A 23889-nucleotide genomic window follows, 5' to 3' on the forward strand; every position below is an offset into this window, starting at 1 on the left:
GTAAATATTTATGAAACTAAAATCCCACTTGATGCTTGATTCTAAAAAGCGCAGTGGGATTTTACTTTTAGTTATAATTCTTAGTGCCTGTTGGATTTTTTATTTTTGGACTATTCAAAAAGAAAATTCGTTAGAATCTATTGATGATATTGCAATTTATCAGGCGCGCATAGATTCTTTAAAAGAAATAGAAACTTTAAAAAGCACACCAAAAATATATCCTTTCAATCCTAACTTCATAACAGATTACAAAGGATATACATTGGGATTGAGTACACAAGAACTCGATAAACTTTTCAGTTTTCGTAAAGAAGGTAAGTGGATTAACTCTTCTGAAGATTTTCAAAAAGTTACTGGTGTTTCAGATTCTTTACTTGCGGCGATCTCTCCATATTTTAAATTTCCAGATTGGGTTAATAATCCCAAGAAGACAATTAAAAAAGAATCCTACAATGCGTTTAAATCGTTTAATGATCAGAAAGATTTAAATAAAGCCACATTTGAAAACTTAATAAATTTGCCAGAAATGACTGAAGAGAGTGCAAGGCTTATTTTAGCATACAGAAAGAAAATAGGAGGTTTTATAGAAGACAATCAGTTATACGATATATATAATGTTAAGCGCAATCAAGTTATTGAAGTAAAAAAAGAATTCACAGTTAAATCGAAACCGGTTATTGTTTTGATAAACGTCAACAAGGCTAATGCTTCAGACCTCGCAACGGTGCCTTTTTTGACATTTGATATAGCGCGATCAATTATAGACTACCGAATACTTAATGAGGGAATTAAAAATCTTGATGAACTTCTTAAAATTGAAGGCATAACCCCTTACAAATTAGATCGAATTAAATTATATTTGTCAACCAGCCAGTAATACATAGGTTTATTTGAGAATAATGCAATTTCTCCTTGCAAAACTTCCTTTCCAATGACCTATTAACAATATAAAGCTTAATAAATGAAAAATGTAAACTTTTCAGAAGAGCATGAGCTCTTTAGAGAAAGTCTTAGAGAATTTCTACAAAAGGAAGTTGTTCCTCATATTGAGAAATGGGAGAAGACAGGCCAGATAGAGCGTTTTATCTGGACAAAAATGGGAGAGATGGGTTATTTTGGCTTAGCCTCTCCTGAAGAATATGGCGGCCTGGATCTTGATATTTTTTATACGGTAATTTTTCTTGAAGAATTGCAACGTGTAAACAGTGGCGGTTTTGCTGCAGCAATGTGGGCTCACGCGTATTTAGCGATGACGCACTTAAAAGCTGAAGGTTCACCAGCTATTAAAGAAAAATATTTAACATCAAGTGTAACCGGAGAATTAATAGGGTGTCTGTGTATTACAGAACCATTTGGAGGATCTGATGTTGCTGGGATGCGAAGTACCGCTATTCTTAATGGAGATCATTATATTTTAAACGGATCCAAAACTTTTATTACTAATGGCGTTTATTCAGATTATTTAATAGTAGCTGCTAAAACAGATCCTGAAAAAGGTAATAAAGGTCTTAGTATTTTTATAGTAGATAGAGACACACCAGGTATTAGTGCTACAAAACTTGACAAATTAGGATGGCGAGCGTCAGATACCGGTGAGATTGCTTTTAGTGATGTAAAAATCCCAAAAGAAAATCTTATGGGAGAAGAGAACAAAGGATTCTCATATATAATGCAGCATTTTGCTTTAGAGCGCCTTATAATGGGGGTTAATGCACATGCTCGTGCAGAGTATGCATTAGACTATACAATGGGTTATATGGCAGAGCGTACAGCTTTTGGGAAAACCATAGATAAATTTCAAGCGCTTAGACATTCAGTAGCAGAAATGGCAAGTGAGATTGAAATGGTAAAATCTTTTAATTACACTATTGCTAATAGTCTGAATACAGGTGAATATGTGGTTAAAGAGGCAAGTATGTCTAAATTGCTTTCTACTAAAATAGCAGATGAAGTTATTTATAAATGTCTTCAAATGTTGGGAGGTTATGGTTATATGGAAGAATATCCATTAGCAAGAATGTTTAGAGATAGTAGGCTAGGGCCTATAGGAGGGGGTACATCTGAGATATTAAAAGAGATAATAGCTAAGATGATTATCGATAAAAAAGAATACAAGCCGGCAGCAAAATAGGTTGTTATAATATTTAAATAAAAACAGGCTTGTTAGTTTTAAAGTTTAGATTATATTTGCAGCCTGTAAACTGAAAAGAATTTTAAAGAAAGGAGGTACCACTATGTTAATTATACCAGTAAAAGACGGAGAAAATATCGATAGAGCGCTGAAGCGTTTTAAAAGAAAATTTGATAGAACGGGAACAATGCGTAAGCTGCGTGATCGTCAAGCTTTCACTAAGCCTTCTGTTTCTAGAAGACGTGAGATTCAAAAAGCTTCTTATATTCAAGGACTTCGCGATCAAGAGAATATTTAATAATTTCCGTCTGTAAGATTTTATTCTTACATAGGATTATTAACAGAGAGACTAACCCTCTTTCACAAAATAAAAAATCCGTTAAGATTTATCTTAGCGGATTTTTCTTGTTTTAGTATCTTTCTCTCCTTAAGTATATCATGAACACAAAAGCCTTTTTAGATTATTTAGAATTTGAGTGTAATTACAGTTCGCATACAATCTTGGCTTATAGTGGCGATATAAATGATTTCTTTCAATTTATAGCCATTCAATATGGTGTTGAAGATGCTAAAGATGTTGTTTATTCTTATGTTAGAGCCTATGTCGCGCATCTTTCGGAAAGGGATTTAACTCACAGGAGTATTAATAGAAAAATAGCCTCGTTAAAGGCGTATTTTAAATTTCTACAAAAAATAGGTGATGTTGAAATTTCGCCATTGGCAAAACATAAATCTTTAAAAATAAAAAAAGAGATTCAGATTCCGTTTTCTCAAAGTGAAGTTAATGCTGTTCTCCAGGGTTTAGGTGAAGCAGATGATTTTAAATCAATCAGAGATTTTACAATAATAACGCTCTTTTATGCTACTGGAATGCGTAGAAGTGAATTAATAAATTTGAAACTTTCTGATATAGATTTTTCAACGGGCACAATTAAAGTACTTGGTAAAAGAAATAAAGAGCGATTAATACCTTTAATAAATTGGCTGGAGAATATTTTAAAAAAATATTTAAGTGTAAGGTTAGTAAGCTGGGGTTCAGTTGATTTGCCTTATTTGTTACTTACAGATAAGGGCGATAAATTGTATGAAACCTTTGTTTACCGAATTATAAATCGCTACTTTAGTGAAGCGTCTAAAAAAACAAAAACGAGTCCTCATATGCTTAGGCATACATTTGCAACTCATTTGCTTAATAATGGCGCAGATTTAAATGCTGTAAAAGAATTGTTAGGGCATTCTAGTCTGGCTGCAACTCAAGTTTATACACACTCAAGTATTGCAGAACTAGGTAAGGTTTATAAAAATGCACATCCTCGCAATATTAAAAAGCAGTAATTTATTTCTAAATAAGTAACTTTTAAACCCAAACCTATGAAAGTAAATGTTCAAACCCCAAACTTTGTAGCAGATCAAAAATTGATCAATTTTATTCAAAAGAAGATGGATAAGCTCGAACAATTTCACGATCAGATAATTTATGCTGATATTTTTTTAAAAGTTCAGAAAACTAGTGGTAGGGATAACAAAATTGTAGAAATTTTACTGAGTATTCCCGGTAACGAGTTGATTGTTAAAAAACAAGCTAAGTCTTTCGAGGAAGGTGCTTATAATTGTGCGAGCTCTTTAGAGCGTTTATTAATTAGAAATAAGGAAAAAAATAGAGCAGTTGCGTAAAAAAAAATGAAAAAAGGTTTTGTCAATCTAAAATTTGTTTTACATTTGCACTCCGTTAGAAATAGCGGAGTTTTTTACACTTGAAAAAGTAATAAAAGCCGATGTAGCTCAGCTGGCTAGAGCAGCTGATTTGTAATCAGCAGGTCGTGGGTTCGAGTCCCTCCATCGGCTCTTTTAAAACTAAGTTTTTTAATTCTCTTAGGATTTATTAAACTTGCGCTAAGCGCGGTAAAAGCGTTTTTTGAAATATTGATTTACCAATATTGGGGAGATACTCAAGCGGCCAACGAGGACAGACTGTAACTCTGTTGTTTTACGACTTCGCAGGTTCGAATCCTGCTCTCCCCACATTTAATGCAAAACTTTTAATTTATTTAAAAGTTTATGCGGGAGTAGCTCAGTTGGTAGAGCGTCAGCCTTCCAAGCTGAATGTCGCCGGTTCGAACCCGGTCTCCCGCTCTAAGTTGTGATTGATTAAATTAATCACAATTAAAATTGAAGAATATTTTTCAATTTTTATTAAACCAAATCTGATAGGCTTTGGTTGTAGTCATTTATGGCTTTTATGAGCCCTTTAGCTGAGAAGGTCAGCCCTGGGTAATTCAGACTTCGGTCTTGTTTATAGGGTATATTCTAAGCCGACGTAGCTCAGGGGTAGAGCGTTTCCTTGGTAAGGAAGAGGCCACGGGTTCAAATCCCGTCGTTGGCTCAATAGCAGTCGCTGCTAATTAAACGAGTGTATTTTTACGCTCGGTTTTTTGCGTTTAGTAAAGAATCTATAATCAGCGTGTCAGGTAAGTTTAAAAATTAAACACTAATAATAACTAAGATTAAAATTATTTAAATCATGGCAAAGGCAACATTTGATCGTTCCAAACCTCACTTAAATATTGGTACTATAGGGCACGTTGACCACGGTAAAACTACCTTAACTGCTGCTATTACTACTGTACTTGCTAACGCAGGTCTTTCTGAAATGAGAAGTTTTGACTCTATTGACAACGCTCCTGAGGAAAAAGAAAGAGGTATTACTATTAACACTTCACACGTAGAATATTCTACAGCTAACCGTCACTATGCTCACGTTGACTGTCCAGGTCACGCGGATTATGTTAAGAACATGGTAACTGGTGCTGCTCAAATGGATGGTGCTATTCTTGTTGTTGCTGCAACAGATGGTCCTATGCCACAAACTCGTGAGCACATCCTTTTAGGTCGTCAGGTAGGTATTCCTCGTATCGTTGTATTCATGAATAAAGTGGATATGGTTGATGATGAAGAATTACTTGAATTAGTAGAAATGGAAGTAAGAGATCTTCTTAGTTTCTATGACTATGATGGTGATAATGGTCCTGTTGTACAAGGTTCTGCTTTAGGTGCTTTAAATGGTGAGCAAGTATGGGTTGATAAAGTTATGGAGCTTATGGAAGCTGTAGATAGCTGGATCGAACTTCCTGCTCGTGATGTTGATAAGCCTTTCTTAATGCCTATCGAAGATGTATTCTCTATTACTGGTCGTGGTACTGTTGCAACTGGTCGTATTGAAACAGGTGTAGCTAATACTGGAGATCCTGTTGAGATTATTGGTATGGGTGCTGAAAAACTTACTTCTACTATTACTGGGGTTGAAATGTTCCGTAAAATATTAGATAGAGGTGAAGCTGGTGATAACGTAGGTATCCTTTTAAGAGGTATTGAAAAATCACAAATAACTAGAGGTATGGTTATTGTGAAGCCAGGTTCTGTTAAGCCACACGCTAAGTTTAAGGCAGAGGTTTATATCTTGAAAAAAGAAGAAGGTGGTCGTCACACTCCATTCCATAATAACTACCGTCCACAGTTCTACGTTCGTACTACTGATGTAACTGGTAACATTGCTCTTCCAGAAGGAGTAGAGATGGTAATGCCAGGAGATAACTTAACAATTACTGTAGAGTTAATTCAGCCAATCGCTATGAGTGTAGGTCTACGTTTCGCTATCCGTGAAGGTGGTAGAACTGTAGGTGCTGGTCAGGTAACTGAAATATTATAGTAATTACGGATTATAATTTATAAGATTAAGGCGTCCGTTTCTACGGATGCCTTGATTTTTATTAAGAGGATAGGAGTTGATTTTATTCTTTTAAATACGGGCTTAGCTCAGTTGGTAGAGCACTGGTCTCCAAAACCAGGTGTCGGGAGTTCGAGCCTCTCAGCCCGTGCAAAATCATTAGAAATTTAGAGCATTTTTTAATGAAATTTAAGCTATCGTAATATAATAGCGGTAGTTAGTTTAAAAGGTATAAAGCCTTATAAATCACAAATAATAATATGGCTGGATTAATTAATTACATTCAAGAGTCTTATAACGAATTGAAAAATCACGTAACCTGGACTCCACTTTCTGAGGCACAACGTTTAACTGTTGTGGTTGCTGTTTTTACAATAGTTTTTTCGTTAGCGATTTGGGGTGTTGATACTGTTTTTAGTAGAGCTATCAAGGCATATTTTAATCTGGTAGGAGCTTAAAACAATCACAATGGCTATAGCAAACAATACCAAAGATAAAGACTGGTACGTGGTAAGGGCCGTAAGTGGTCAAGAAAATAAAGTAAAGGGTTATATAGAACAGGAAATTTCTAGATTCAACCTTGAAGATTACATTGAGCAAGTACTCGTTCCTACAGAGAAAGTAATTCAAATTCGTAACGGAAAGAAAATTAATAAGGAGCGTGTTTATTTTCCTGGTTACATAATGATTCACGCAAATCTTGGTGGTGAGGTGACTCACATGATAAAATCTATAAATGGAGTTATCGGCTTTCTGGGTGAGACTAAAGGAGGAGATCCTGTGCCACTTAGAATTTCTGAGGTTAATAGAATGCTAGGTAAAGTAGATGAGTTATCTGTTAAATCTGACAGTGTAGCTATTCCTTTTGTAATAGGAGAAACGGTAAAAGTAATTGATGGTCCTTTTAATGGCTTCAATGGTACTGTTGAGAAAGTGAATGAAGAAAAACGTAAGCTTGAAGTTATGGTTAAGATTTTCGGAAGAAAAACACCATTAGAATTGAGTTACATGCAAGTTGAGAAAGTATAAGTGTTACACATATATTAGATATTGTTCTACTGCTTCCACTAAAGAACGTATCAAACTAAATTTTTAAAAATGGCAAAAGAAATAAGTAAGGTTGTTAAGTTGCAAGTTAAGGGAGGTGCTGCAAACCCTTCCCCACCTGTTGGACCAGCTTTAGGTGCTGCCGGAGTTAACATCATGGAGTTCTGTAAGCAGTTTAATGCTAGAACACAAGATAAGGCCGGTAAAATATTGCCTGTAGCTATCACTGTTTACGGTGATAAGTCTTTTGACTTTGTGGTAAAAACACCACCAGCTGCCATCCAATTAATGGAAGCAGCTAAGATCAAAGGAGGTTCTGGTGAGCCTAACCGTAAAAAAGTTGCTAGCGTAACATGGGATCAAATTAAAGCTATCTCAGAAGACAAGATGCCAGACTTAAACGCTTTTACAATTGAAAGCGCAATGAAGATGGTTGCAGGTACTGCAAGGTCTATGGGAATAACTGTAAAAGGACAAGCTCCTTTTTAACATCCAAAAAAGCAATTTAAAATGGCAAAAGTAACAAAAAAGCAAAAAGAGGCTCGCGCTAAAGTAGACAGTAGTTCTACTTATACATTAGCCGAAGCATCTGCTTTAATAAAAGAAGTAAGCAAAGTTAATTTTGATCCTTCTGTTGATTTGGCTGTACGTCTTAACGTAGATCCACGTAAAGCGAACCAAATGGTTCGTGGTGTGGTAACGCTTCCTCATGGAACTGGTAAAGATGTTAAGGTTCTTGCTCTGGTAACTCCAGATAAAGAAGCAGAAGCTAAAGAAGCTGGAGCTGACTTTGTAGGTCTTGATGAATATCTTGAGAAAATTAAAAACGGTTGGACAGATGTTGATGTTATCATCACTATGCCAAGTGTTATGGGTAAATTAGGTCCATTAGGACGTGTATTAGGTCCTCGTGGTTTAATGCCTAACCCAAAAACTGGTACTGTAACTATGGATGTAGCAAAAGCTGTATCTGATGTGAAAGCTGGTAAAATAGATTTTAAGGTTGATAAGACTGGTATTGTACATGCTGCTATAGGTAAGGCATCTTTTGATGCTGAAAAAATAGCTGATAATGCAAGAGAATTGATAACCACATTAGTAAAATTGAAACCTACTGCAGCAAAAGGTGTTTATATAAAAAGCATCTTTATGTCTAGTACTATGAGTCCTAGCGTTCAAGTAGATTCAAAACGTTTTGCTGAGCAGTAAAAGTTAAATTATGACAAGAGAAGAAAAATCACAAGTAATAGAAGATTTGACTGCGCAGTTAGCTGATAGTGCTCATATATATTTAGCAGATATTTCTGGCTTAAATGCAGAAAGTACTTCTAGATTAAGAAGAGCTTGCTTTAAAGCAAACGTTAAGCTAGCCGTGGTTAAAAATACATTGCTTGCAAAGGCAATGGAAAGTTCAGATAAAGATTTTGGTGAATTACCTTCTATCTTAAAAGGTAATACATCTATAATGCTTGCTGAAACAGGAAATGCACCAGCAAAGGTAATCAAAGAATTTCGTAAGAAATCTAAAAAACCTTTACTTAAAGGAGCATTTATAGAAGAAGCGATTTACATAGGTGATGATCAATTAGATGCTCTAGTTGATATTAAATCTAAGGAAGAGCTTGTAGGAGAGATTATAGGTCTTCTTCAATCACCTGCTAAGAATGTAATTGGCGCTCTTAAGTCAGGAGGTCAAACAATCGCAGGTCTTCTTAAGACTCTTTCTGAGAAGGAAGGTTAATAATTACGTACGCACAAATAATAATAATAGAATAATTTTTTTTTAAAACGATAGAAATGGCAGATTTAAAAGATTTCGCAGAACAACTAGTTAACTTAACTGTAAAAGAAGTAAATGAGTTAGCTACTATTTTAAAAGACGAGTATGGTATCGAGCCTGCAGCAGCTGCTGTATCTATGGCTGGTCCTGCTGGTGGTGGTGAGGATGCCGCTGAAGAGCAAACAGAATTTAATGTAATTCTTAAGGCAGCTGGTGGTTCTAAACTTGCAGTAGTAAAATTAGTTAAAGAATTAACTGGTGCTGGTCTTAAAGAAGCAAAAGAATTAGTTGACAATGCTCCTAGTCCAATAAAAGAAGGTATCGCTAAAGATGAAGCTGAAGCTATTAAAGCTCAGTTAGAAGAAGCTGGTGCTGAAGTTGAGCTTAAGTAAGCTTAGCATTTATAATTACAAGGGTTTAGGTCTTTTCGATTTGTCGAAATAGACCTAAACCATTTGTCGTATATAAGGTTTTCCTATTATTTACGACTATTATTGCCTTAGATTTCTTATGTTAAGAGATCAATAGATCTGATTTTACAGATCTTTAATTTATTTTAATTAAATTCCGTTCGTTGAAGATGCAAGCAAAACAAGCTGAAAGACTGAATTTCTCATCGGTAAAGAACAGACCTGAGTATCCTGACTTTTTGGATATCCAGATTAAATCCTTCCAAGATTTCTTTCAATTAGAGACCAAGTCTGAAGAAAGAGGAAATGAAGGACTTTACAACACATTTCTAGAGAATTTCCCAATTACGGATACCCGTAATAACTTTGTACTAGAATTTTTGGATTACTTTGTAGATCCGCCTAGATACTCTATTCAAGAATGTATCGAACGAGGCTTAACGTATAGCGTTCCTTTAAAAGCCCGTTTAAAATTATACTGTACTGATGATGAGCACGAAGATTTTGAAACTATAGTACAGGATGTATATCTGGGTACTATACCATACATGACGCCAAGTGGTACTTTTTGTATCAATGGAGCTGAGCGTGTGGTGGTTTCTCAATTACACCGTTCACCTGGTGTTTTCTTTGGCCAGTCTTTTCATGCTAATGGTACCAAGCTTTATTCAGCTCGAGTAATTCCTTTTAAGGGTTCTTGGATTGAATTTGCTACAGATATTAATAGTGTAATGTATGCTTACATTGATCGTAAGAAAAAATTACCTGTTACAACACTTTTCCGTGCAATTGGATTTGAACGTGATAAAGATATTCTTGAAATATTTGACCTTGCAGAAGAGGTTAAAGTTTCAAAAACCGGTCTTAAGAAATACTTAGGTCGCAAACTTGCTGCTCGTGTTCTTAATACTTGGCATGAAGATTTCGTTGATGAAGATACTGGAGAAGTGGTATCTATAGAACGTAATGAAATTGTTTTAGATCGTGATACAATTCTTGAAAAAGAACATGTAGATGAGATTTTAGATGCTGGTGCTAAAACTATTCTTCTTCATAAAGAAGATAATCAACTAGGTGACTATGCGATTATCCATAATACTTTACAAAAGGATCCTACTAACTCAGAAAAAGAGGCAGTAGAACATATATACCGTCAACTGCGTAATGCCGAGCCACCAGATGAGGAAACAGCTCGTGGTATTATAGACAAGTTATTCTTTAGTGATCAACGTTACAATTTAGGTGAGGTAGGTCGTTATAGAATGAATAAGAAACTAGGTCTTGATATAGGGATGGATAAGCAAGTGCTTACCAAACAAGATATCATTACTATAGTTAAGTATTTGATTGAGCTTATTAACTCTAAGGCAGAGATTGATGATATTGATCACCTTTCTAACCGTCGTGTACGTACTGTAGGTGAACAATTATCAACTCAATTTGGTGTTGGTTTAGCACGTATGGCTCGTACAATTCGTGAGCGAATGAATGTACGTGATAATGAGGTTTTTACTCCTATTGATTTGATTAATGCGAAAACACTTTCGTCTGTAATCAATTCATTCTTCGGTACAAACCAGTTATCTCAATTTATGGATCAAACTAATCCTCTTGCAGAGATTACGCACAAGCGTCGTCTTTCGGCATTAGGACCCGGTGGTCTTTCTCGTGAGCGTGCAGGTTTTGAGGTTCGAGATGTACATTATACGCATTATGGTCGTCTTTGTCCTATTGAAACTCCTGAAGGGCCAAACATTGGTTTGATCTCTTCTTTAGCTGTTTATGCTAAGGTTAATAATATGGGATTCATTGAAACACCATATCGTACAGTTACTAATGGAAAAATTGATTTAGAAACTGAACCGAGATATTTAAGTGCAGAGGAAGAAGAAGGTATGTTGATTGCGCAGGCAAACAACCCAATGACTGATGATGGGTCAATCACTGAAGAGAAAGTTATTGCTCGTATGGAGGGTGACTTCCCGGTTGTTGAACCTAATACAGTTCATTATGCCGATGTATCTCCTAACCAGATTGCTTCTATTTCAGCATCTTTAATTCCATTCCTGGAACATGATGATGCAAACCGTGCGTTGATGGGATCAAACATGATGCGTCAGGCAGTACCACTTTTACGAGTAGATTCTCCTATTGTAGGAACAGGTCTTGAGCGTCAGGTAGCTTCTGATTCACGTGTATTGATAAATGCAGAAGGTGATGGTGAGGTAGAATATGTAGATGCAAATGAAATTACTATCAAATATGATCGTACCGAAGAAGAGCGTATGGTTAGTTTTGAAGGTGATAGCAAAACATATCAGTTAATAAAATTCCGTAAGACAAACCAGAGTACTTCTATTAACCTGAAACCTATTGTAAGTAGAGGTGATCGTGTTAAAAAGGGTCAGGTTCTTTGTCAGGGATATGCTACCGAAGCCGGGGAACTAGCTTTAGGTCGTAATATGAAAGTAGCCTTTATGCCTTGGAAAGGGTATAACTTTGAGGATGCAATCGTAATTTCTGAAAAAGTAGTACGTGAAGATATATTTACATCAATTCACGTTGATGAGTATTCACTTGATGTACGTGATACTAAATTAGGTAATGAAGAATTAACTAATGACATTCCTAACGTTTCTGAAGAGGCTACTAAAGACCTCGATGAAAACGGAATGATACGTATAGGTGCAGAAGTGAAGCCTGGAGATATTTTAATAGGTAAGATTACTCCTAAAGGAGAGTCTGACCCAACTCCAGAAGAAAAACTTCTTCGTGCAATATTTGGTGATAAAGCAGGTGATGTTAAAGATGCATCTTTAAAAGCTTCTCCTTCTTTAAGAGGGGTTGTTATTCAAAAGAAACTTTTTGCACGTGCAATAAAAGATAAGCGTAAGAGAGCAAAAGATAAAGAAGATATTTCTGCTCTAGAGGCTGAGTACGATCAAAAATTTGATGATCTTAAAGCTGTTTTAGTTGATAAGTTATTCCATTTAGTTAATGGAAAAACAGCTCAGGGTGTTAAGAATGATTTAGGTGAAGAGATTCTTCCAAAAGGAAAGAAATTCACTTTAAAAATGCTTAATTCTGTTGAAGACTATACGCATTTAAATCAAGGTACCTGGACAACTGACGATACAACTAACGTTATGATCGCAGACTTGTTACACAATTACCGTATCAAAGAAAATGATCTTCAAGGAAATTTACGTCGTGAGAAATTTACAATTTCAGTAGGTGATGAGTTACCTGCAGGAATTATAAAACTTGCTAAAGTATACGTCGCCAAAAAACGTAAGTTGAAAGTAGGTGATAAAATGGCGGGCCGTCACGGTAACAAAGGTATTGTTGCACGTATAGTGCGTGAAGAAGATATGCCTTTCTTAGAAGACGGAACACCAGTAGATATCGTATTGAACCCACTTGGTGTACCTTCTCGTATGAACATTGGACAGATTTATGAAACTGTTCTCGGATGGGCAGGTCAAAAATTAGGTCGTAAGTATGCAACTCCAATATTTGATGGTGCTACTTTAGATCAGATTAATGAACTTACAGATGAAGCTGGTATACCACGTTTTGGTCATACGTACTTATACGATGGTGGTACAGGAGAGCGTTTTGATCAGGCTGCAACAGTAGGTGTGATTTACATGCTTAAACTGGGTCACATGGTTGATGATAAGATGCATGCTCGTTCAATAGGACCATATTCATTAATTACGCAACAACCGTTAGGTGGTAAAGCACAGTTTGGTGGTCAGCGTTTTGGAGAGATGGAAGTTTGGGCGCTTGAGGCTTATGGAGCTTCAGCAACATTACGTGAGATTCTAACCGTAAAATCTGATGATGTAATAGGAAGAGCTAAAACATACGAAAGTATTGTTAAAGGAGAGCCTATGCCAGAACCGGGATTACCAGAATCGTTTAACGTATTAATGCACGAGCTTAAAGGTCTTGGACTAGACATACGTCTAGAAGATTAGATATTTTATAAGTTCCGCTTCTTAGGAAGCGGAACTTATTATGAATATCAAAGGATAGTAAAAAGAATAATTTTCGACATAAGGTATTATGGCAAGAGATAATGATAAGAATGCAGTGAAGAGGTTTAATAAAATCTCTATTGGTCTTGCGTCTCCTGAAGCAATTTTGGCTGAATCGCGCGGAGAGGTGTTAAAACCAGAAACTATAAATTACCGTACTCACAAACCAGAACGTGACGGTTTGTTCTGTGAGCGTATCTTTGGTCCTGTTAAGGATTATGAGTGTGCTTGTGGAAAGTACAAACGTATACGTTACAAGGGTATTGTATGTGACCGTTGTGGTGTTGAAGTTACAGAAAAGAAAGTACGTAGAGATCGTGTAGGTCACATCAATCTTGTTGTGCCTGTTGCTCACATCTGGTACTTTAGAAGTTTGCCAAATAAAATAGGGTACATATTAGGTCTTCCGTCTAAGAAATTAGATATGATTATCTATTATGAGCGCTATGTAGTAATACAGCCAGGTATAGCTAAGAGTGAAGAAGGTGAAGATTTAAAGAAAATGGATTTCCTTACTGAAGAGGAATATCTAAATGTTCTTGAGTCTATACCTCAAGAAAATATGTATCTAGATGATAGCGATCCTAATAAGTTTATCGCTAAAATGGGTGCAGAATGTTTAATTGAGCTTTTAAAGAGAATCAATCTTGATGAGCTGTCTTATGATTTACGTCATAAGGCTAACAATGAGACTTCAAAACAACGTAAAACGGAAGCATTAAAACGCCTTCAGGTAGTTGAGTCTTTACGAGATGCTAATAAAAATCGCGAGAATCTTCCAGAATGGATGATTATGAAAGTGATTCCTGTAATTCCACCAGAATTACGTCCATTAGTACCTCTTGATGGTGGTCGTTTTGCAACTTCAGATTTAAATGATTTATACCGTCGTGTTATTATTCGTAATAACCGTTTAAAGCGTTTGATGGAAATCAAAGCTCCTGAAGTTATTTTACGTAATGAGAAACGTATGCTTCAGGAAGCTGTTGACTCTTTATTTGATAACACACGTAAATCATCTGCAGTTAAAACAGATTCTAACAGACCTTTAAAATCACTTTCAGATTCATTGAAAGGGAAGCAAGGTCGTTTCCGTCAAAACTTACTTGGTAAACGTGTTGATTATTCTGCGCGTTCTGTAATTGTTGTTGGACCAGAATTAAAACTTTATGAGTGCGGTCTTCCTAAAGATATGGCTGCCGAACTTTACAAGCCTTTCGTAATTAGAAAACTAATTGAGCGTGGTATTGTAAAAACTGTAAAGTCTGCTAAAAAGATTATAGATAAGAAAGAGCCGGTAGTTTGGGATATTCTGGAAAATGTACTTAAAGGACATCCAGTATTGCTAAACCGTGCTCCTACACTTCACCGTTTAGGTATACAGGCATTTCAGCCAAAACTTATTGAAGGTAAGGCGATACAATTACATCCGTTAGTTTGTACAGCATTTAACGCCGATTTTGATGGAGATCAGATGGCAGTGCATTTACCATTAGGGCCAGAAGCAATTCTAGAGGCTCAGATGTTAATGCTTGCTTCAAACAACATTTTAAACCCTGCAAACGGTGCTCCAATTACGGTACCTTCACAGGATATGGTTCTTGGTCTTTATTATATGACTAAGGCGCGTAAGAGTACTCCTGAACATCCTATATTAGGTGAAGGGATCACATTTTATAGCCCAGAAGAAGTTGTAATTGCACATAATCAAAAGCGTGTTAATATTAACGCTATGATTAAAATACGTACTAAAGATTTTAACGAGGAAGGAAAACTAGTTTCTCAAATTATTGATAGTACTGTAGGACGTGTATTATTTAATGAGAGTGTTCCAGAAGAGGCAGGTTACATCAACGAAGTATTGACAAAAAAGTCACTTAGAGATGTAATTGCTCGTATTTTAAAATTAACTAACGTTCCGCGTACTGCAGAATTCTTAGATAGTATTAAAACGCTAGGTTACACATTTGCATTTAGAGGTGGTCTTTCTTTCTCACTTGGGGATATTATAATTCCTAAAGAAAAATATGAAATGATTGACGAGGCCAATACACAGGTAGATGGTATTATGTCTAGCTACAATATGGGTCTTATTACCAACTCTGAACGTTACAATCAGGTTATTGATGTTTGGACGTCAACTAACGCATCGTTAACAGAGCTTGCTATGAAGCGTATTCGCGAAGATCAGCAAGGATTTAACTCTGTATATATGATGCTTGATTCTGGTGCGAGGGGTTCAAAAGAACAGATTCGCCAGTTAACAGGGATGCGTGGTTTGATGGCTAAGCCTAAGAAGTCAAATGATGGAGGTGGTGCTATTATTGAAAACCCTATTCTTTCAAACTTTAAGGAAGGACTTTCAATTCTTGAATACTTTATATCTACTCACGGTGCTCGTAAAGGTCTTGCAGATACAGCTCTTAAAACAGCAGATGCCGGTTACTTAACACGTCGTCTGGTTGATGTTTCTCAAGATGTAATTATCAATAGTGAAGATTGTGATACTTTAAGAGGTGTAGAAGTTTCTGCCTTAAAGAAAAATGAAGAGATTGTTGAAACTTTAGAAGCGCGTATAATAGGTCGTATTGCATTAAATGATGTAATTAACCCATTAGATAGTGAGGTAATTGTTAAAGCCGGAGCAGAGATAACTGAAGAGTTAGCTGCAGAAATAACTAAAGCTCCTATAGAATCTGTAGAAGTACGTTCTGCATTGACTTGTGAAGCTACTAAAGGTATTTGTTCTAAATGCTACGGTCGTAACCTTGCAACCAATAAAATGGTTCAGATGGGTGAGGCTGTTGGTGTTGTTGCTGCTCAATCTATTGGTGAGCCAGGTACACAGCTTACACTTAGAACTTTCCACGTGGGAGGTATTGCTGGTAACATTTCTGAAGAAAATAAAGTGGTTGTTAAATTTAGCGGTCGTTTAGAAATTGAAGATCTTAAAACCGTAGAAGGTGAAGCTCCAGATGGTTCAATTTCACAAATTGTAATATCACGTACCTCAGAAGCTAAAATATTTGACAATAAAACAGGTATATTATTAAGTACTAATAACATTCCTTATGGTTCGCAGCTATCTGCAAAAGACGGTGACCTTGTAACAAAAGGTGATGTTATTTGTAGTTGGGATCCATATAACGGGGTTATTATTTCTGAATTTGCCGGTAAGATTAAATATGAAAATATTGAACAAGGTCTTACATATCAGGTAGAAACAGATGAGCAAACTGGTTTCCAGGAAAAAGTAATTTCAGAATCTCGTAATAAACGAATGATTCCTACTTTACATATTATAGGTAAAAAAGACGAAATTATTCGTTCTTATAACCTACCTGTAGGGGCTCACTTAATGGTTGACGATGACGATAAAATTAAAATAGGTAAAATCTTAGTTAAGATACCTCGTAAATCTGCAAAAGCAGGTGATATTACAGGGGGTCTTCCTAGAGTTACTGAATTATTCGAAGCTCGTAATCCTTCTAATCCTGCTGTTGTAAGTGAGATTGATGGTGTTGTTTCCTTTGGTAAGATTAAAAGAGGTAACCGTGAGATTATTGTAGAGTCTAAACTTGGTGAGGTTAAAAAATATCTTGTTAAGTTATCTAATCAGATTCTTGTTCAAGAAAATGACTTTGTGAGAGCAGGTATGCCATTATCTGATGGTTCTGTTACTCCGGAAGATATTTTATCTATTAAAGGTCCTTCTGCTGTACAACAATATCTTGTAAATGAAGTACAAGAAGTATATCGTTTACAAGGTGTGAAAATTAACGATAAGCATTTTGAAGTAGTAGTACGTCAAATGATGCGTAAAGTTAGAATTCAAGATCCGGGAGATACTATCTTCTTAGAAAATCAATTAGTTCATAAAGATGATTTCGTTACAGAAAACGATTCAATTTTTGGAATGAAAGTTATTGAAGAGGCTGGTGATTCTGCAACTCTTAAACCAGGACAAATAATTTCACCACGTGATTTACGTGATGAAAATTCAATCTTAAGGAGAGAAGATAAAGTTCTAGCTACCGCTCGTGACGTAGTTGCAGCAACTGCAACTCCAGTACTTCAGGGTATTACTAGAGCTTCACTTCAAACAAAATCATTTATATCTGCAGCATCGTTCCAGGAAACGACTAAGGTTCTTAACGAAGCAGCAGTAAGTGGTAAGATTGATGATTTAGAAGGTCTTAAAGAGAATGTAATTGTTGGACATAGAATTCCTGCAGGTACTGGTTTACGTAGATACGATAAAATTATCGTAGGAAGTAAACAAGAACTTGAAGAGCTTAATGCAGCTCGGGAAGAAGTAAATTTTAATTAATTTAACTGTATATATAAAAGCAGCTTCAGAAATGGAGCTGCTTTTTTTATTTAAACTATTTTATAATGGCAGAAGATGAAAATGCTCAAAACCCTCAATTAAATATTGAACTTGATGAAACGATTGCTCAGGGACAATATTCTAATCTGGCAATAATAAATCACTCGGTTTCTGAATTTGTAGTAGATTTTATAAATATAATGCCCGGTACTCCTAAGAGTAAAGTAAAATCACGAATTATTTTAACACCACAACATGCTAAACGTTTAGCTAAGGCTTTACAAGAAAATGTAAAGCGTTTCGAAAAAGCACACGGAGAAATAAAAGATTATGAAAAACAACCCGTGCCTCTTAATTTTGGTCCAACCGGTCAAGCTTAATAAAAAAAGCCTAAACATTTGTTTAGGCTTTTTTTAATATAAGATTATCCAATCAATTTGTTTGTAACAATAAGATTATCTTATTTAGATAAAAAACATAAGTCTTTTAGAGCTTGTTTTAGAGCTTTTTTTAAAAACTACAGGTTTATGTTAGTCTACGGAATTATAAACGCACAGGGGTCGTTAAAATAATTATTTGTACTCTGAAACAAAATGTAGTTTGACGTTAGGGTATTTTTGTTGTGTCATTTGTAAAGTAAAAGGAGAGTCTGCTAAAAATACGAGATGTCCTCTTTTATCCTTTGCCATAAATCGCTGCTTTACTCTAATGAACTCTTTAAACTCTTCACTTTTAGAATCATTTGGCTCAACCCAACAAGCTTTATGAACACTTAGGGGCTCGTAAGTGCATTTAGCACCGTATTCATGCTCTAATCGGTACTGAATTACTTCATATTGTAGAGCACCAACTGTGCCTATGACTTTTCGACCGTTTAATTCGAGTGTAAATAACTGTGCTACACCTTCATCCATTAGCTGGTCTATACCTTTTTCCAGCTGTTTAGACTTCATAGGGTCTGCATTATTTATATATCTAAAGTGTTCAGGAGAGAAGGCTGGGATACCTTTATAATGAATTTCTTCGCCTTCCGTTAAAGTATCTCCTATTTTAAAATTACCGGTATCATGAAGACCTACAATATCACCAGGATATGAAATGTCAACTATTTCTTTCTTTTCAGCAAAAAAAGCATTTGGGCTCGAAAACTTTACTTTTTTGCCATTTCGTACATGTAAATAAGGAGTGTTTCGTTCAAAAACTCCAGATACAATCTTCACGAAAGCAAGTCGATCTCTATGTTTAGGATCCATATTCGCGTGAATTTTGAATACGAAACCAGTAAAATCTTTTTCATCTGGTTTAACAATTCTTTCTTCACTTTGTTTTGGTCTAGGAGTAGGTGCTATTGTTACAAAACAATCTAAAAGTTCTCTTACACCAAAATTATTTAATGCAGAGCCAAAGAATACGGGTTGTTGTTCTGCTGCGAGATAAGCTTCCTGATCAAATGAAGGGTAGACGCCTTCAACTAATTCTAACTCTTCTCTTAAAGTTTTAGCAGGTTTTTCACCTATTAACTGATCTAATTCTTCTGTTTGTATATCTTTTATATTGATAGTTTCTTCTATATTCTTACGACTATCACCACTAAAGAGATTAATATTTTTCTCCCAAATATTGTAAATTCCCTTGAAATCATAACCCATACCAATAGGGAAACTTAGTGGTGTCACGGTAAGTGAGAGCTTTTGTTCTATTTCATCTAAGAGTTCAAATGCATCTTTACCTTCTCGATCTAATTTGTTAATAAATACGATCATCGGTATTTTTCGCATTCTACATACCTGAACAAGCTTTTCTGTCTGTTCCTCTACACCTTTTGCAACATCAATTACCACAATAACGCTATCTACCGCCGTTAAGGTTCTAAACGTATCTTCAGCAAAGTCCTTATGCCCTGGGGTGTCTAATATGTTAATTTTAATGCCATTATATTCAAATGCAAGCACAGATGTGGCTACAGATATACCTCTTTGGCGTTCAATTTCCATAAAGTCACTAGTAGCGCCTTTTTTAATTTTATTTGATTTAACGGCACCTGCTTCTTGAATAGCTCCACCAAATAATAAGAGTTTTTCAGTAAGAGTAGTTTTACCGGCATCAGGATGCGAGATTATGCCAAAAGTACGCCTACGTGCTATTTCTTTTTTAACGTTCATTTATAAAATTTAAGACCGCAAATATAAGATTTGTTAAGCATTTAGTTTGGAAATCATTTAAATCACTCTCAACCTTTTATGATTAGAATTTTATAAAAAGGACATATATTCTTTTAGTTGATAATATTTAGACTTACGAATTTTAGATATAATCTAATACCATACTTAAATTTTGATGGGTGATTAATTGTTTAAATAATCAGCTGCAATTAGCGAAATTATTATTTCTTGATTAATGAGAATTTTGAACCCTTAAAAATCATATTTAAGGTCTAATTTCATGTAATTAAGTAAGTTAGGAGGCTTGTATTGATGAGAATTTGAGAGGAAAACCACTGAAAATGTAGGATATTTAAGCCTAAATTCTTACTAAAATTAACAATAATGTGTCGATTTTCCGACTATCGTGTATTACAACTAATATTGTGTAGCTATAGATAAATTCACTTAATCGATTAATATATTTGTGCCACCCAACTTAATACGTTCATTACCCTATTTCTGAATAATTTTAGAACGGGGCTTATTATATTAATAGAGTATTATTGGGTTCTTCTTTTAAAGTAGGTTCTGATATTATCTCAAAATAAATTATAAAATTATTTACAATAGTTCTAAAACGCTAAAGTAATTTTTTACGTATATCTACAACTTAACCTACTATGAATAATAAAACTTCAGTTTTTGATAACCTTTTTGTGTTAGCAAATCTACCTCGCTTAATTCTGATTTCCGTATTTATGATGTTTAGCAGCATTTTTTACGCCCAGAATGCCTTATCTGAGGGGCCGGGACAATCTTCTAGTTTATTAACGATTGAATATACTCGTCAAGAAGGTATAGGTATAACTGCAAAACAGATAGATTATTTTGTAAAATTGAAAAATTCTACTGCAAAAGTTGAAAATTTAAGTTTATCAGCAAAATCTATTACGTGTAATGAAGATAGTCTCCCAAGTTCAAGTGTTGAGTTTGAATTATTGTCATTAGAAGGAGTTTCTATATCTAAAATTGATATCGCTGCGGGCTCTAATGCTGAGTTTATTTTAAGAACTATCAAGAAAGATAATATACAAAATAGCTCTTGGAGTTGTGTGGAAGTTATTGCTACACCACAAGGGTCAAACGCCGATGCGGCATCAGTGATTATAAAACAACTTAATCCGAACGCATCAAACTTCAAATAAAAACCTTATGAAAATAAAAATTACTCTCTCCCTTTTAGGGTTTCTTATTGTTGGTGGGATTTTTACTGGGCAGGCTCAGCTTAAGAACTCATTTGATGTGCGTTATTCTGAAACATTGCGTGGTAATTTTACTACCATTGCCAATAATAACATGTCTAGAACTGCTACTTCAGCTTATACAGGTGAAGATGGCAATCATAACTTTCAAGATAATGTTTATGTAGATATAGATTCAGATGTGACTACTTTTAACTCGAGTAGTGCGTCTCTAAGTTCTGTGGGTACTGGATCTTGTGTGTCTATACGCAAGGTCTATTTGTACTGGACAGCAGGAGATAAGGAGCCTGGAGATAGAAATTCTTCAGATAATCAACCTAATTGGAATTACAATCAGGTAAAACTAAAGTTACCAAGACAAACAGCATATACAACGGTAACTGCTGATGAAGTTTTGTATAGAGGTCGTACTGAGCATTTTTCTAATGATCCTTATGCTTGTGTAAAAGATATTACATCACTGGTTCAAGGTATTGGCGATTATACTGGTAGTTATACTGTGGCAAACGTCGAAGCCAAAACCGGAACGATCATAGGTCATCAAGGTGCTAATGGTGGCGATATTATTGGAGCTTCTGCCGGATGGCAGATTGTTGTCGTTTATGAAAACACCAATCTTCCTGCAAGAAATGTGACCATATTTGATGGTTTTGCTAATGTTACTCGTAATAATGGAGAGAATAATTACGATATACGTGTTGAAGGTTTTAGAACTATTCCTGTTGGGGCGGTAAATGCTGATGTTGTATTTGGAGCTTTAGAAGGTGATCGTGATTTAACTGGAGATAGATTGCAAATTAGAAATGCTTCTAATTCTTATACAGATATAAGTACAGCACTAAGACCTGAAGATAACTTTTTTAATAGTAAAATTACCAGATATGGTCAGGATGTTACTAATAGAGTTCCTGCAAGTACAAATACATTAGGTTTTGATGCAGGTGTTTTTACACTTAATAATCCTAATAATAGTCTACTAGGTAATGATCAGACAAGTACGATTTTAAGATTAACTTCTACTCAGGAGACATACAGTTTATATATGGTGGGTCTCGCTGTTGAAGTGTATGAGCCAGAGCTTTCTCCTTTATTATTGACCACAAATTTAGGAGCTCAAAATGAATTAATTATTGATCAGACCGTTCGTGCAACTTTTCAGGTGAAGAACTTTGGTAATGACGATATGAAAAATTTATCAATTTCATATGTAGTACCTTCCTCTGTAAATTATGTGCCCAATGCAAGTCTTCTTCCAGCTGGCGTAACTGTTAATTATGTAGCAGGAACAAGAACGCTAAATTTTGGATTTGCAGATAATATAGTTGAAGTGGGTGATGCTGTTCTTTCTGTTGGTTTTGATTTGAAAGCATCTTCAGATTGTTCTCTAGCTGGAACTCAATTTAATCTACAATTAAATGCTAACTATAGAGGTGTAAAAAATACCACTCAAAAAACAACACTTTCATCTTCAGCATTATCAGGTGCGTGTCCTGTAGGAAACTTACAGCCATCACGTATTACTCTTGTTGCGAGTGGGCGTGTAAGCCAACTGCGGTAAATGATAGTGCAAGTACACAAGTTGATAGTCCTTTAAATATTGACGTTGTTATCAATGATAATTTTGGTGGTGATGGTCCTGCCTCTCAGGCTATTGTGGTTGCTAGCAATCCTTCAAATGGTACAGCGGTTGTAGATACTAATGGTACACCTAATGATCCTACTGATGATACTATTTTATATACACCAGCTTTAGGATATGTGGGTTCAGATTCTTTCACATATACAATAAAGATGCAAATGGTGATACGAGTACAGCTACTGTTGACGTTACAGTATCTAATGTAATCGTTACTCCCCCGGGTCAGCGTAATTGTGATTGTGCTCCATTTTATCAAAATTCTAATTTTGTAAATCCGGTTAAAATATCTGGGACTAATCTTCAGCCGGGTGCTGTTTATAGGTTCTCAAATGTATTTACAGATAGTCCTTCTCCTATAGATGCACTTGTAAAAATCGTTAAATTTAATAACGGTGCTTCTTTATTAAATATAGATGTAGCTGGACAAGGTGTGCCTGCAAACTTTCAGCCACAAATTAAGAGTTCTACAAATGGAGATCAAAGTGTGGAATTTGAAATCACATTTGTAACTGGTGGAGGGAATTATGGAAATGAGGTGGTTATTTCATTTTTTGGAACCCATTTGATATTGATGGTGATAGTCAGAGAACCCGTGAGTATGCAGAGTTAAGTTTGCCTGATGCGTATTACCAATCGGCAGATACTCGGATTTCTATTCAAAGAAAAATAGGTTCTGTACGCGGTACAGCTATTAATCCTACTACTGCACCTGGAGGGGATATTTCTTCAGATGCTCGTTATACTTTTAGTAATTATTGGGAGGGCAAATCAAAACTTAATTATACAATAGGTAAAGAAAACGGTAATAGCGACAGGTATTATTCACTAGCTCTCAAAAATGCTAATTATGCAAATCCGCAATCTACTATAGTAACAGCTCCTGTTATCTGTGGTAATGTTTCTGATGAAGGTGAGATCCTTTGAGAGGTGTAAAAGTAAATATTACTGGTACAGATGGAAGTTCTGCTACCTTGAGTACTGATATAAATGGTAACTATAGATATCAAACTTCAATACCTTCAGCATTAGTAGATGTAACATATACGATTACTGAAACAGATCTTGAAAATTATGTAAGTATTAGTGATGCTGATGGTGGCCTGATTTTAATAAAATTACTAGAGTTGTAATTTAATGTCAACTTGTCAGAATAATTTTGTTGATGATGGAAGGCCTTTGGCTCAGGATGATGCGGCTCAGGCAAGTCCTTTAAGACCTATTCAAACCGGTTACATTAGAGTTCTTGAGAATGATATTTTTGCCCTGATGGTCCATCAACAGGAACTATAACAATTGTATCTCAACCAGCAGTAGGTTCTGCAGTTGTTAATAACTCAGGTACTCCTAATGATCCAACAGATGATTTTATTACTTATAAT

Annotated in this window: 22 protein-coding genes and 5 tRNA genes; 26 read left to right on the forward strand and 1 reads right to left on the reverse strand. The window is 35.4% G+C overall.

Annotation, left to right across the window (positions count from 1 at the left end; genetic code table 11):
* Positions 1 to 10: 10 nt before the first annotated feature.
* The 20 genes from P164_RS18415 to P164_RS18510 all read left to right on the forward strand — a co-directional run bounded on the left by P164_RS18415 (position 11) and on the right by P164_RS18510 (position 17845).
* A complete protein-coding gene (locus P164_RS18415; RefSeq protein ID WP_028377786.1) occupies positions 11 to 877 on the forward strand; it encodes a helix-hairpin-helix domain-containing protein in 867 nt (288 codons plus the stop codon).
* A gap of 84 nt (positions 878 to 961) precedes the next feature.
* On the forward strand, positions 962 to 2131 hold the full coding sequence (locus P164_RS18420; RefSeq protein WP_028377787.1) for an acyl-CoA dehydrogenase family protein: 1170 nt from the start codon (positions 962 to 964) through the stop codon (positions 2129 to 2131).
* Between the two features lie 103 nt (positions 2132 to 2234).
* A complete protein-coding gene (gene rpsU, locus P164_RS18425; RefSeq protein ID WP_028377788.1) occupies positions 2235 to 2429 on the forward strand; it encodes a 30S ribosomal protein S21 in 195 nt (64 codons plus the stop codon).
* A 140-nt stretch (positions 2430 to 2569) separates the two neighbouring features.
* Positions 2570 to 3466, forward strand: coding sequence for a tyrosine-type recombinase/integrase (locus tag P164_RS18430; RefSeq protein ID WP_028377789.1), 897 nt, complete (start codon positions 2570 to 2572; stop codon positions 3464 to 3466).
* Positions 3467 to 3502: 36 nt separating this feature from the next.
* Positions 3503 to 3805 (forward strand): HPF/RaiA family ribosome-associated protein, encoded by a 303-nt coding sequence (locus P164_RS18435; RefSeq protein ID WP_028377790.1) that lies wholly within the window; start codon positions 3503 to 3505, stop codon positions 3803 to 3805.
* A 97-nt stretch (positions 3806 to 3902) separates the two neighbouring features.
* Positions 3903 to 3976: transfer RNA gene (locus tag P164_RS18440), tRNA-Thr, on the forward strand.
* A gap of 94 nt (positions 3977 to 4070) precedes the next feature.
* Positions 4071 to 4153, forward strand: a tRNA-Tyr gene (locus P164_RS18445).
* A gap of 38 nt (positions 4154 to 4191) precedes the next feature.
* Positions 4192 to 4264, forward strand: a tRNA-Gly gene (locus P164_RS18450).
* 178 nt (positions 4265 to 4442) lie between these two features.
* Positions 4443 to 4514, forward strand: a tRNA-Thr gene (locus P164_RS18455).
* Positions 4515 to 4652: 138 nt separating this feature from the next.
* On the forward strand, positions 4653 to 5837 hold the full coding sequence (tuf, locus tag P164_RS18460; RefSeq protein WP_028377791.1) for an elongation factor Tu: 1185 nt from the start codon (positions 4653 to 4655) through the stop codon (positions 5835 to 5837).
* Positions 5838 to 5933: 96 nt separating this feature from the next.
* A tRNA-Trp gene (locus P164_RS18465) sits at positions 5934 to 6006 on the forward strand.
* Between the two features lie 109 nt (positions 6007 to 6115).
* The gene (gene secE, locus P164_RS18470; RefSeq protein ID WP_028377792.1) at positions 6116 to 6313 is read left to right on the forward strand and encodes a preprotein translocase subunit SecE; all 198 of its coding nucleotides are present in this window, start codon (positions 6116 to 6118) and stop codon (positions 6311 to 6313) included.
* A 10-nt stretch (positions 6314 to 6323) separates the two neighbouring features.
* A complete protein-coding gene (gene nusG / locus P164_RS18475) occupies positions 6324 to 6884 on the forward strand; it encodes a transcription termination/antitermination protein NusG (RefSeq protein ID WP_028377793.1) in 561 nt (186 codons plus the stop codon).
* Between the two features lie 69 nt (positions 6885 to 6953).
* Positions 6954 to 7391: a 50S ribosomal protein L11 gene (rplK, locus tag P164_RS18480; protein WP_028377794.1), complete on the forward strand. Its 438-nt coding sequence runs from the start codon at positions 6954 to 6956 to the stop codon at positions 7389 to 7391.
* A 21-nt stretch (positions 7392 to 7412) separates the two neighbouring features.
* Positions 7413 to 8111 carry a 50S ribosomal protein L1 gene (gene rplA / locus P164_RS18485; protein WP_028377795.1) on the forward strand — a complete coding sequence of 233 codons (699 nt, stop codon included), beginning with the start codon at positions 7413 to 7415 and terminating at the stop codon, positions 8109 to 8111.
* A gap of 10 nt (positions 8112 to 8121) precedes the next feature.
* A complete protein-coding gene (gene rplJ, locus P164_RS18490) occupies positions 8122 to 8643 on the forward strand; it encodes a 50S ribosomal protein L10 (protein ID WP_028377796.1) in 522 nt (173 codons plus the stop codon).
* A 56-nt stretch (positions 8644 to 8699) separates the two neighbouring features.
* A complete protein-coding gene (gene rplL / locus P164_RS18495; protein WP_028377797.1) occupies positions 8700 to 9074 on the forward strand; it encodes a 50S ribosomal protein L7/L12 in 375 nt (124 codons plus the stop codon).
* A gap of 188 nt (positions 9075 to 9262) precedes the next feature.
* Positions 9263 to 13075, forward strand: coding sequence for a DNA-directed RNA polymerase subunit beta (gene rpoB, locus P164_RS18500; protein ID WP_028377798.1), 3813 nt, complete (start codon positions 9263 to 9265; stop codon positions 13073 to 13075).
* A gap of 88 nt (positions 13076 to 13163) precedes the next feature.
* Complete coding sequence (gene rpoC / locus P164_RS18505; RefSeq protein ID WP_028377799.1) at positions 13164 to 17465, forward strand: DNA-directed RNA polymerase subunit beta'; 4302 nt, start codon at positions 13164 to 13166, stop codon at positions 17463 to 17465.
* Positions 17466 to 17530: 65 nt separating this feature from the next.
* On the forward strand, positions 17531 to 17845 hold the full coding sequence (locus P164_RS18510) for a DUF3467 domain-containing protein (RefSeq protein WP_028377800.1): 315 nt from the start codon (positions 17531 to 17533) through the stop codon (positions 17843 to 17845).
* A 192-nt stretch (positions 17846 to 18037) separates the two neighbouring features.
* Here P164_RS18510 and P164_RS18515 read toward each other — a convergent pair whose 3' ends face one another.
* Positions 18038 to 19627: a peptide chain release factor 3 gene (locus P164_RS18515; RefSeq protein ID WP_028377801.1), complete on the reverse strand. Its 1590-nt coding sequence runs from the start codon at positions 19625 to 19627 to the stop codon at positions 18038 to 18040.
* Between the two features lie 662 nt (positions 19628 to 20289).
* Here P164_RS18515 and P164_RS18520 point away from each other — a divergent pair.
* The 6 genes from P164_RS18520 (at position 20290) to P164_RS18755 (ending at position 23800) form a co-directional block, all read left to right on the forward strand.
* Complete coding sequence (locus P164_RS18520; RefSeq protein WP_028375939.1) at positions 20290 to 20814, forward strand: hypothetical protein; 525 nt, start codon at positions 20290 to 20292, stop codon at positions 20812 to 20814.
* A 7-nt stretch (positions 20815 to 20821) separates the two neighbouring features.
* Positions 20822 to 22429, forward strand: a complete 1608-nt coding sequence (locus P164_RS18525; protein ID WP_028377802.1) for a hypothetical protein — start codon at positions 20822 to 20824, stop codon at positions 22427 to 22429.
* Positions 22357 to 22716, forward strand: a complete 360-nt coding sequence (locus P164_RS18605) for an Ig-like domain-containing protein (protein WP_125411799.1) — start codon at positions 22357 to 22359, stop codon at positions 22714 to 22716. Before P164_RS18525 ends, P164_RS18605 begins: the two co-directional genes overlap by 73 nt.
* A 406-nt stretch (positions 22717 to 23122) precedes the next feature.
* On the forward strand, positions 23123 to 23434 hold the full coding sequence (locus P164_RS18535) for a hypothetical protein (protein WP_028377804.1): 312 nt from the start codon (positions 23123 to 23125) through the stop codon (positions 23432 to 23434).
* Positions 23431 to 23640 (forward strand): hypothetical protein, encoded by a 210-nt coding sequence (locus P164_RS18540; RefSeq protein WP_028377805.1) that lies wholly within the window; start codon positions 23431 to 23433, stop codon positions 23638 to 23640. Before P164_RS18535 ends, P164_RS18540 begins: the two co-directional genes overlap by 4 nt.
* A gap of 4 nt (positions 23641 to 23644) precedes the next feature.
* On the forward strand, positions 23645 to 23800 hold the full coding sequence (locus P164_RS18755) for a hypothetical protein (protein WP_159106038.1): 156 nt from the start codon (positions 23645 to 23647) through the stop codon (positions 23798 to 23800).
* The last annotated feature ends 89 nt before the right edge of the window (positions 23801 to 23889 follow it).

It is taken from the genome of Leeuwenhoekiella sp. MAR_2009_132 (assembly GCF_000687915.1).
Classification (GTDB): domain Bacteria; phylum Bacteroidota; class Bacteroidia; order Flavobacteriales; family Flavobacteriaceae; genus Leeuwenhoekiella.

Bases quoted from the DNA above. Each gene is read 5' to 3' on its own strand.
- P164_RS18415 (WP_028377786.1), top strand. From the start codon at position 11: ATGAAACTAAAATCCCACTTGATGCTTGATTCTAAAAAGCGCAGTGGG.
- P164_RS18420 (WP_028377787.1), top strand. From the start codon at position 962: ATGAAAAATGTAAACTTTTCAGAAGAGCATGAGCTCTTTAGAGAAAGT.
- rpsU (WP_028377788.1), top strand. From the start codon at position 2,235: ATGTTAATTATACCAGTAAAAGACGGAGAAAATATCGATAGAGCGCTG.
- P164_RS18430 (WP_028377789.1), top strand. From the start codon at position 2,570: ATGAACACAAAAGCCTTTTTAGATTATTTAGAATTTGAGTGTAATTAC.
- P164_RS18435 (WP_028377790.1), top strand. From the start codon at position 3,503: ATGAAAGTAAATGTTCAAACCCCAAACTTTGTAGCAGATCAAAAATTG.
- tuf (WP_028377791.1), top strand. From the start codon at position 4,653: ATGGCAAAGGCAACATTTGATCGTTCCAAACCTCACTTAAATATTGGT.
- secE (WP_028377792.1), top strand. From the start codon at position 6,116: ATGGCTGGATTAATTAATTACATTCAAGAGTCTTATAACGAATTGAAA.
- nusG (WP_028377793.1), top strand. From the start codon at position 6,324: ATGGCTATAGCAAACAATACCAAAGATAAAGACTGGTACGTGGTAAGG.
- rplK (WP_028377794.1), top strand. From the start codon at position 6,954: ATGGCAAAAGAAATAAGTAAGGTTGTTAAGTTGCAAGTTAAGGGAGGT.
- rplA (WP_028377795.1), top strand. From the start codon at position 7,413: ATGGCAAAAGTAACAAAAAAGCAAAAAGAGGCTCGCGCTAAAGTAGAC.
- rplJ (WP_028377796.1), top strand. From the start codon at position 8,122: ATGACAAGAGAAGAAAAATCACAAGTAATAGAAGATTTGACTGCGCAG.
- rplL (WP_028377797.1), top strand. From the start codon at position 8,700: ATGGCAGATTTAAAAGATTTCGCAGAACAACTAGTTAACTTAACTGTA.
- rpoB (WP_028377798.1), top strand. From the start codon at position 9,263: ATGCAAGCAAAACAAGCTGAAAGACTGAATTTCTCATCGGTAAAGAAC.
- rpoC (WP_028377799.1), top strand. From the start codon at position 13,164: ATGGCAAGAGATAATGATAAGAATGCAGTGAAGAGGTTTAATAAAATC.
- P164_RS18510 (WP_028377800.1), top strand. From the start codon at position 17,531: ATGGCAGAAGATGAAAATGCTCAAAACCCTCAATTAAATATTGAACTT.
- P164_RS18515 (WP_028377801.1), bottom strand. From the start codon at position 19,627: ATGAACGTTAAAAAAGAAATAGCACGTAGGCGTACTTTTGGCATAATC.
- P164_RS18520 (WP_028375939.1), top strand. From the start codon at position 20,290: ATGAATAATAAAACTTCAGTTTTTGATAACCTTTTTGTGTTAGCAAAT.
- P164_RS18525 (WP_028377802.1), top strand. From the start codon at position 20,822: ATGAAAATAAAAATTACTCTCTCCCTTTTAGGGTTTCTTATTGTTGGT.
- P164_RS18755 (WP_159106038.1), top strand. From the start codon at position 23,645: ATGTCAACTTGTCAGAATAATTTTGTTGATGATGGAAGGCCTTTGGCT.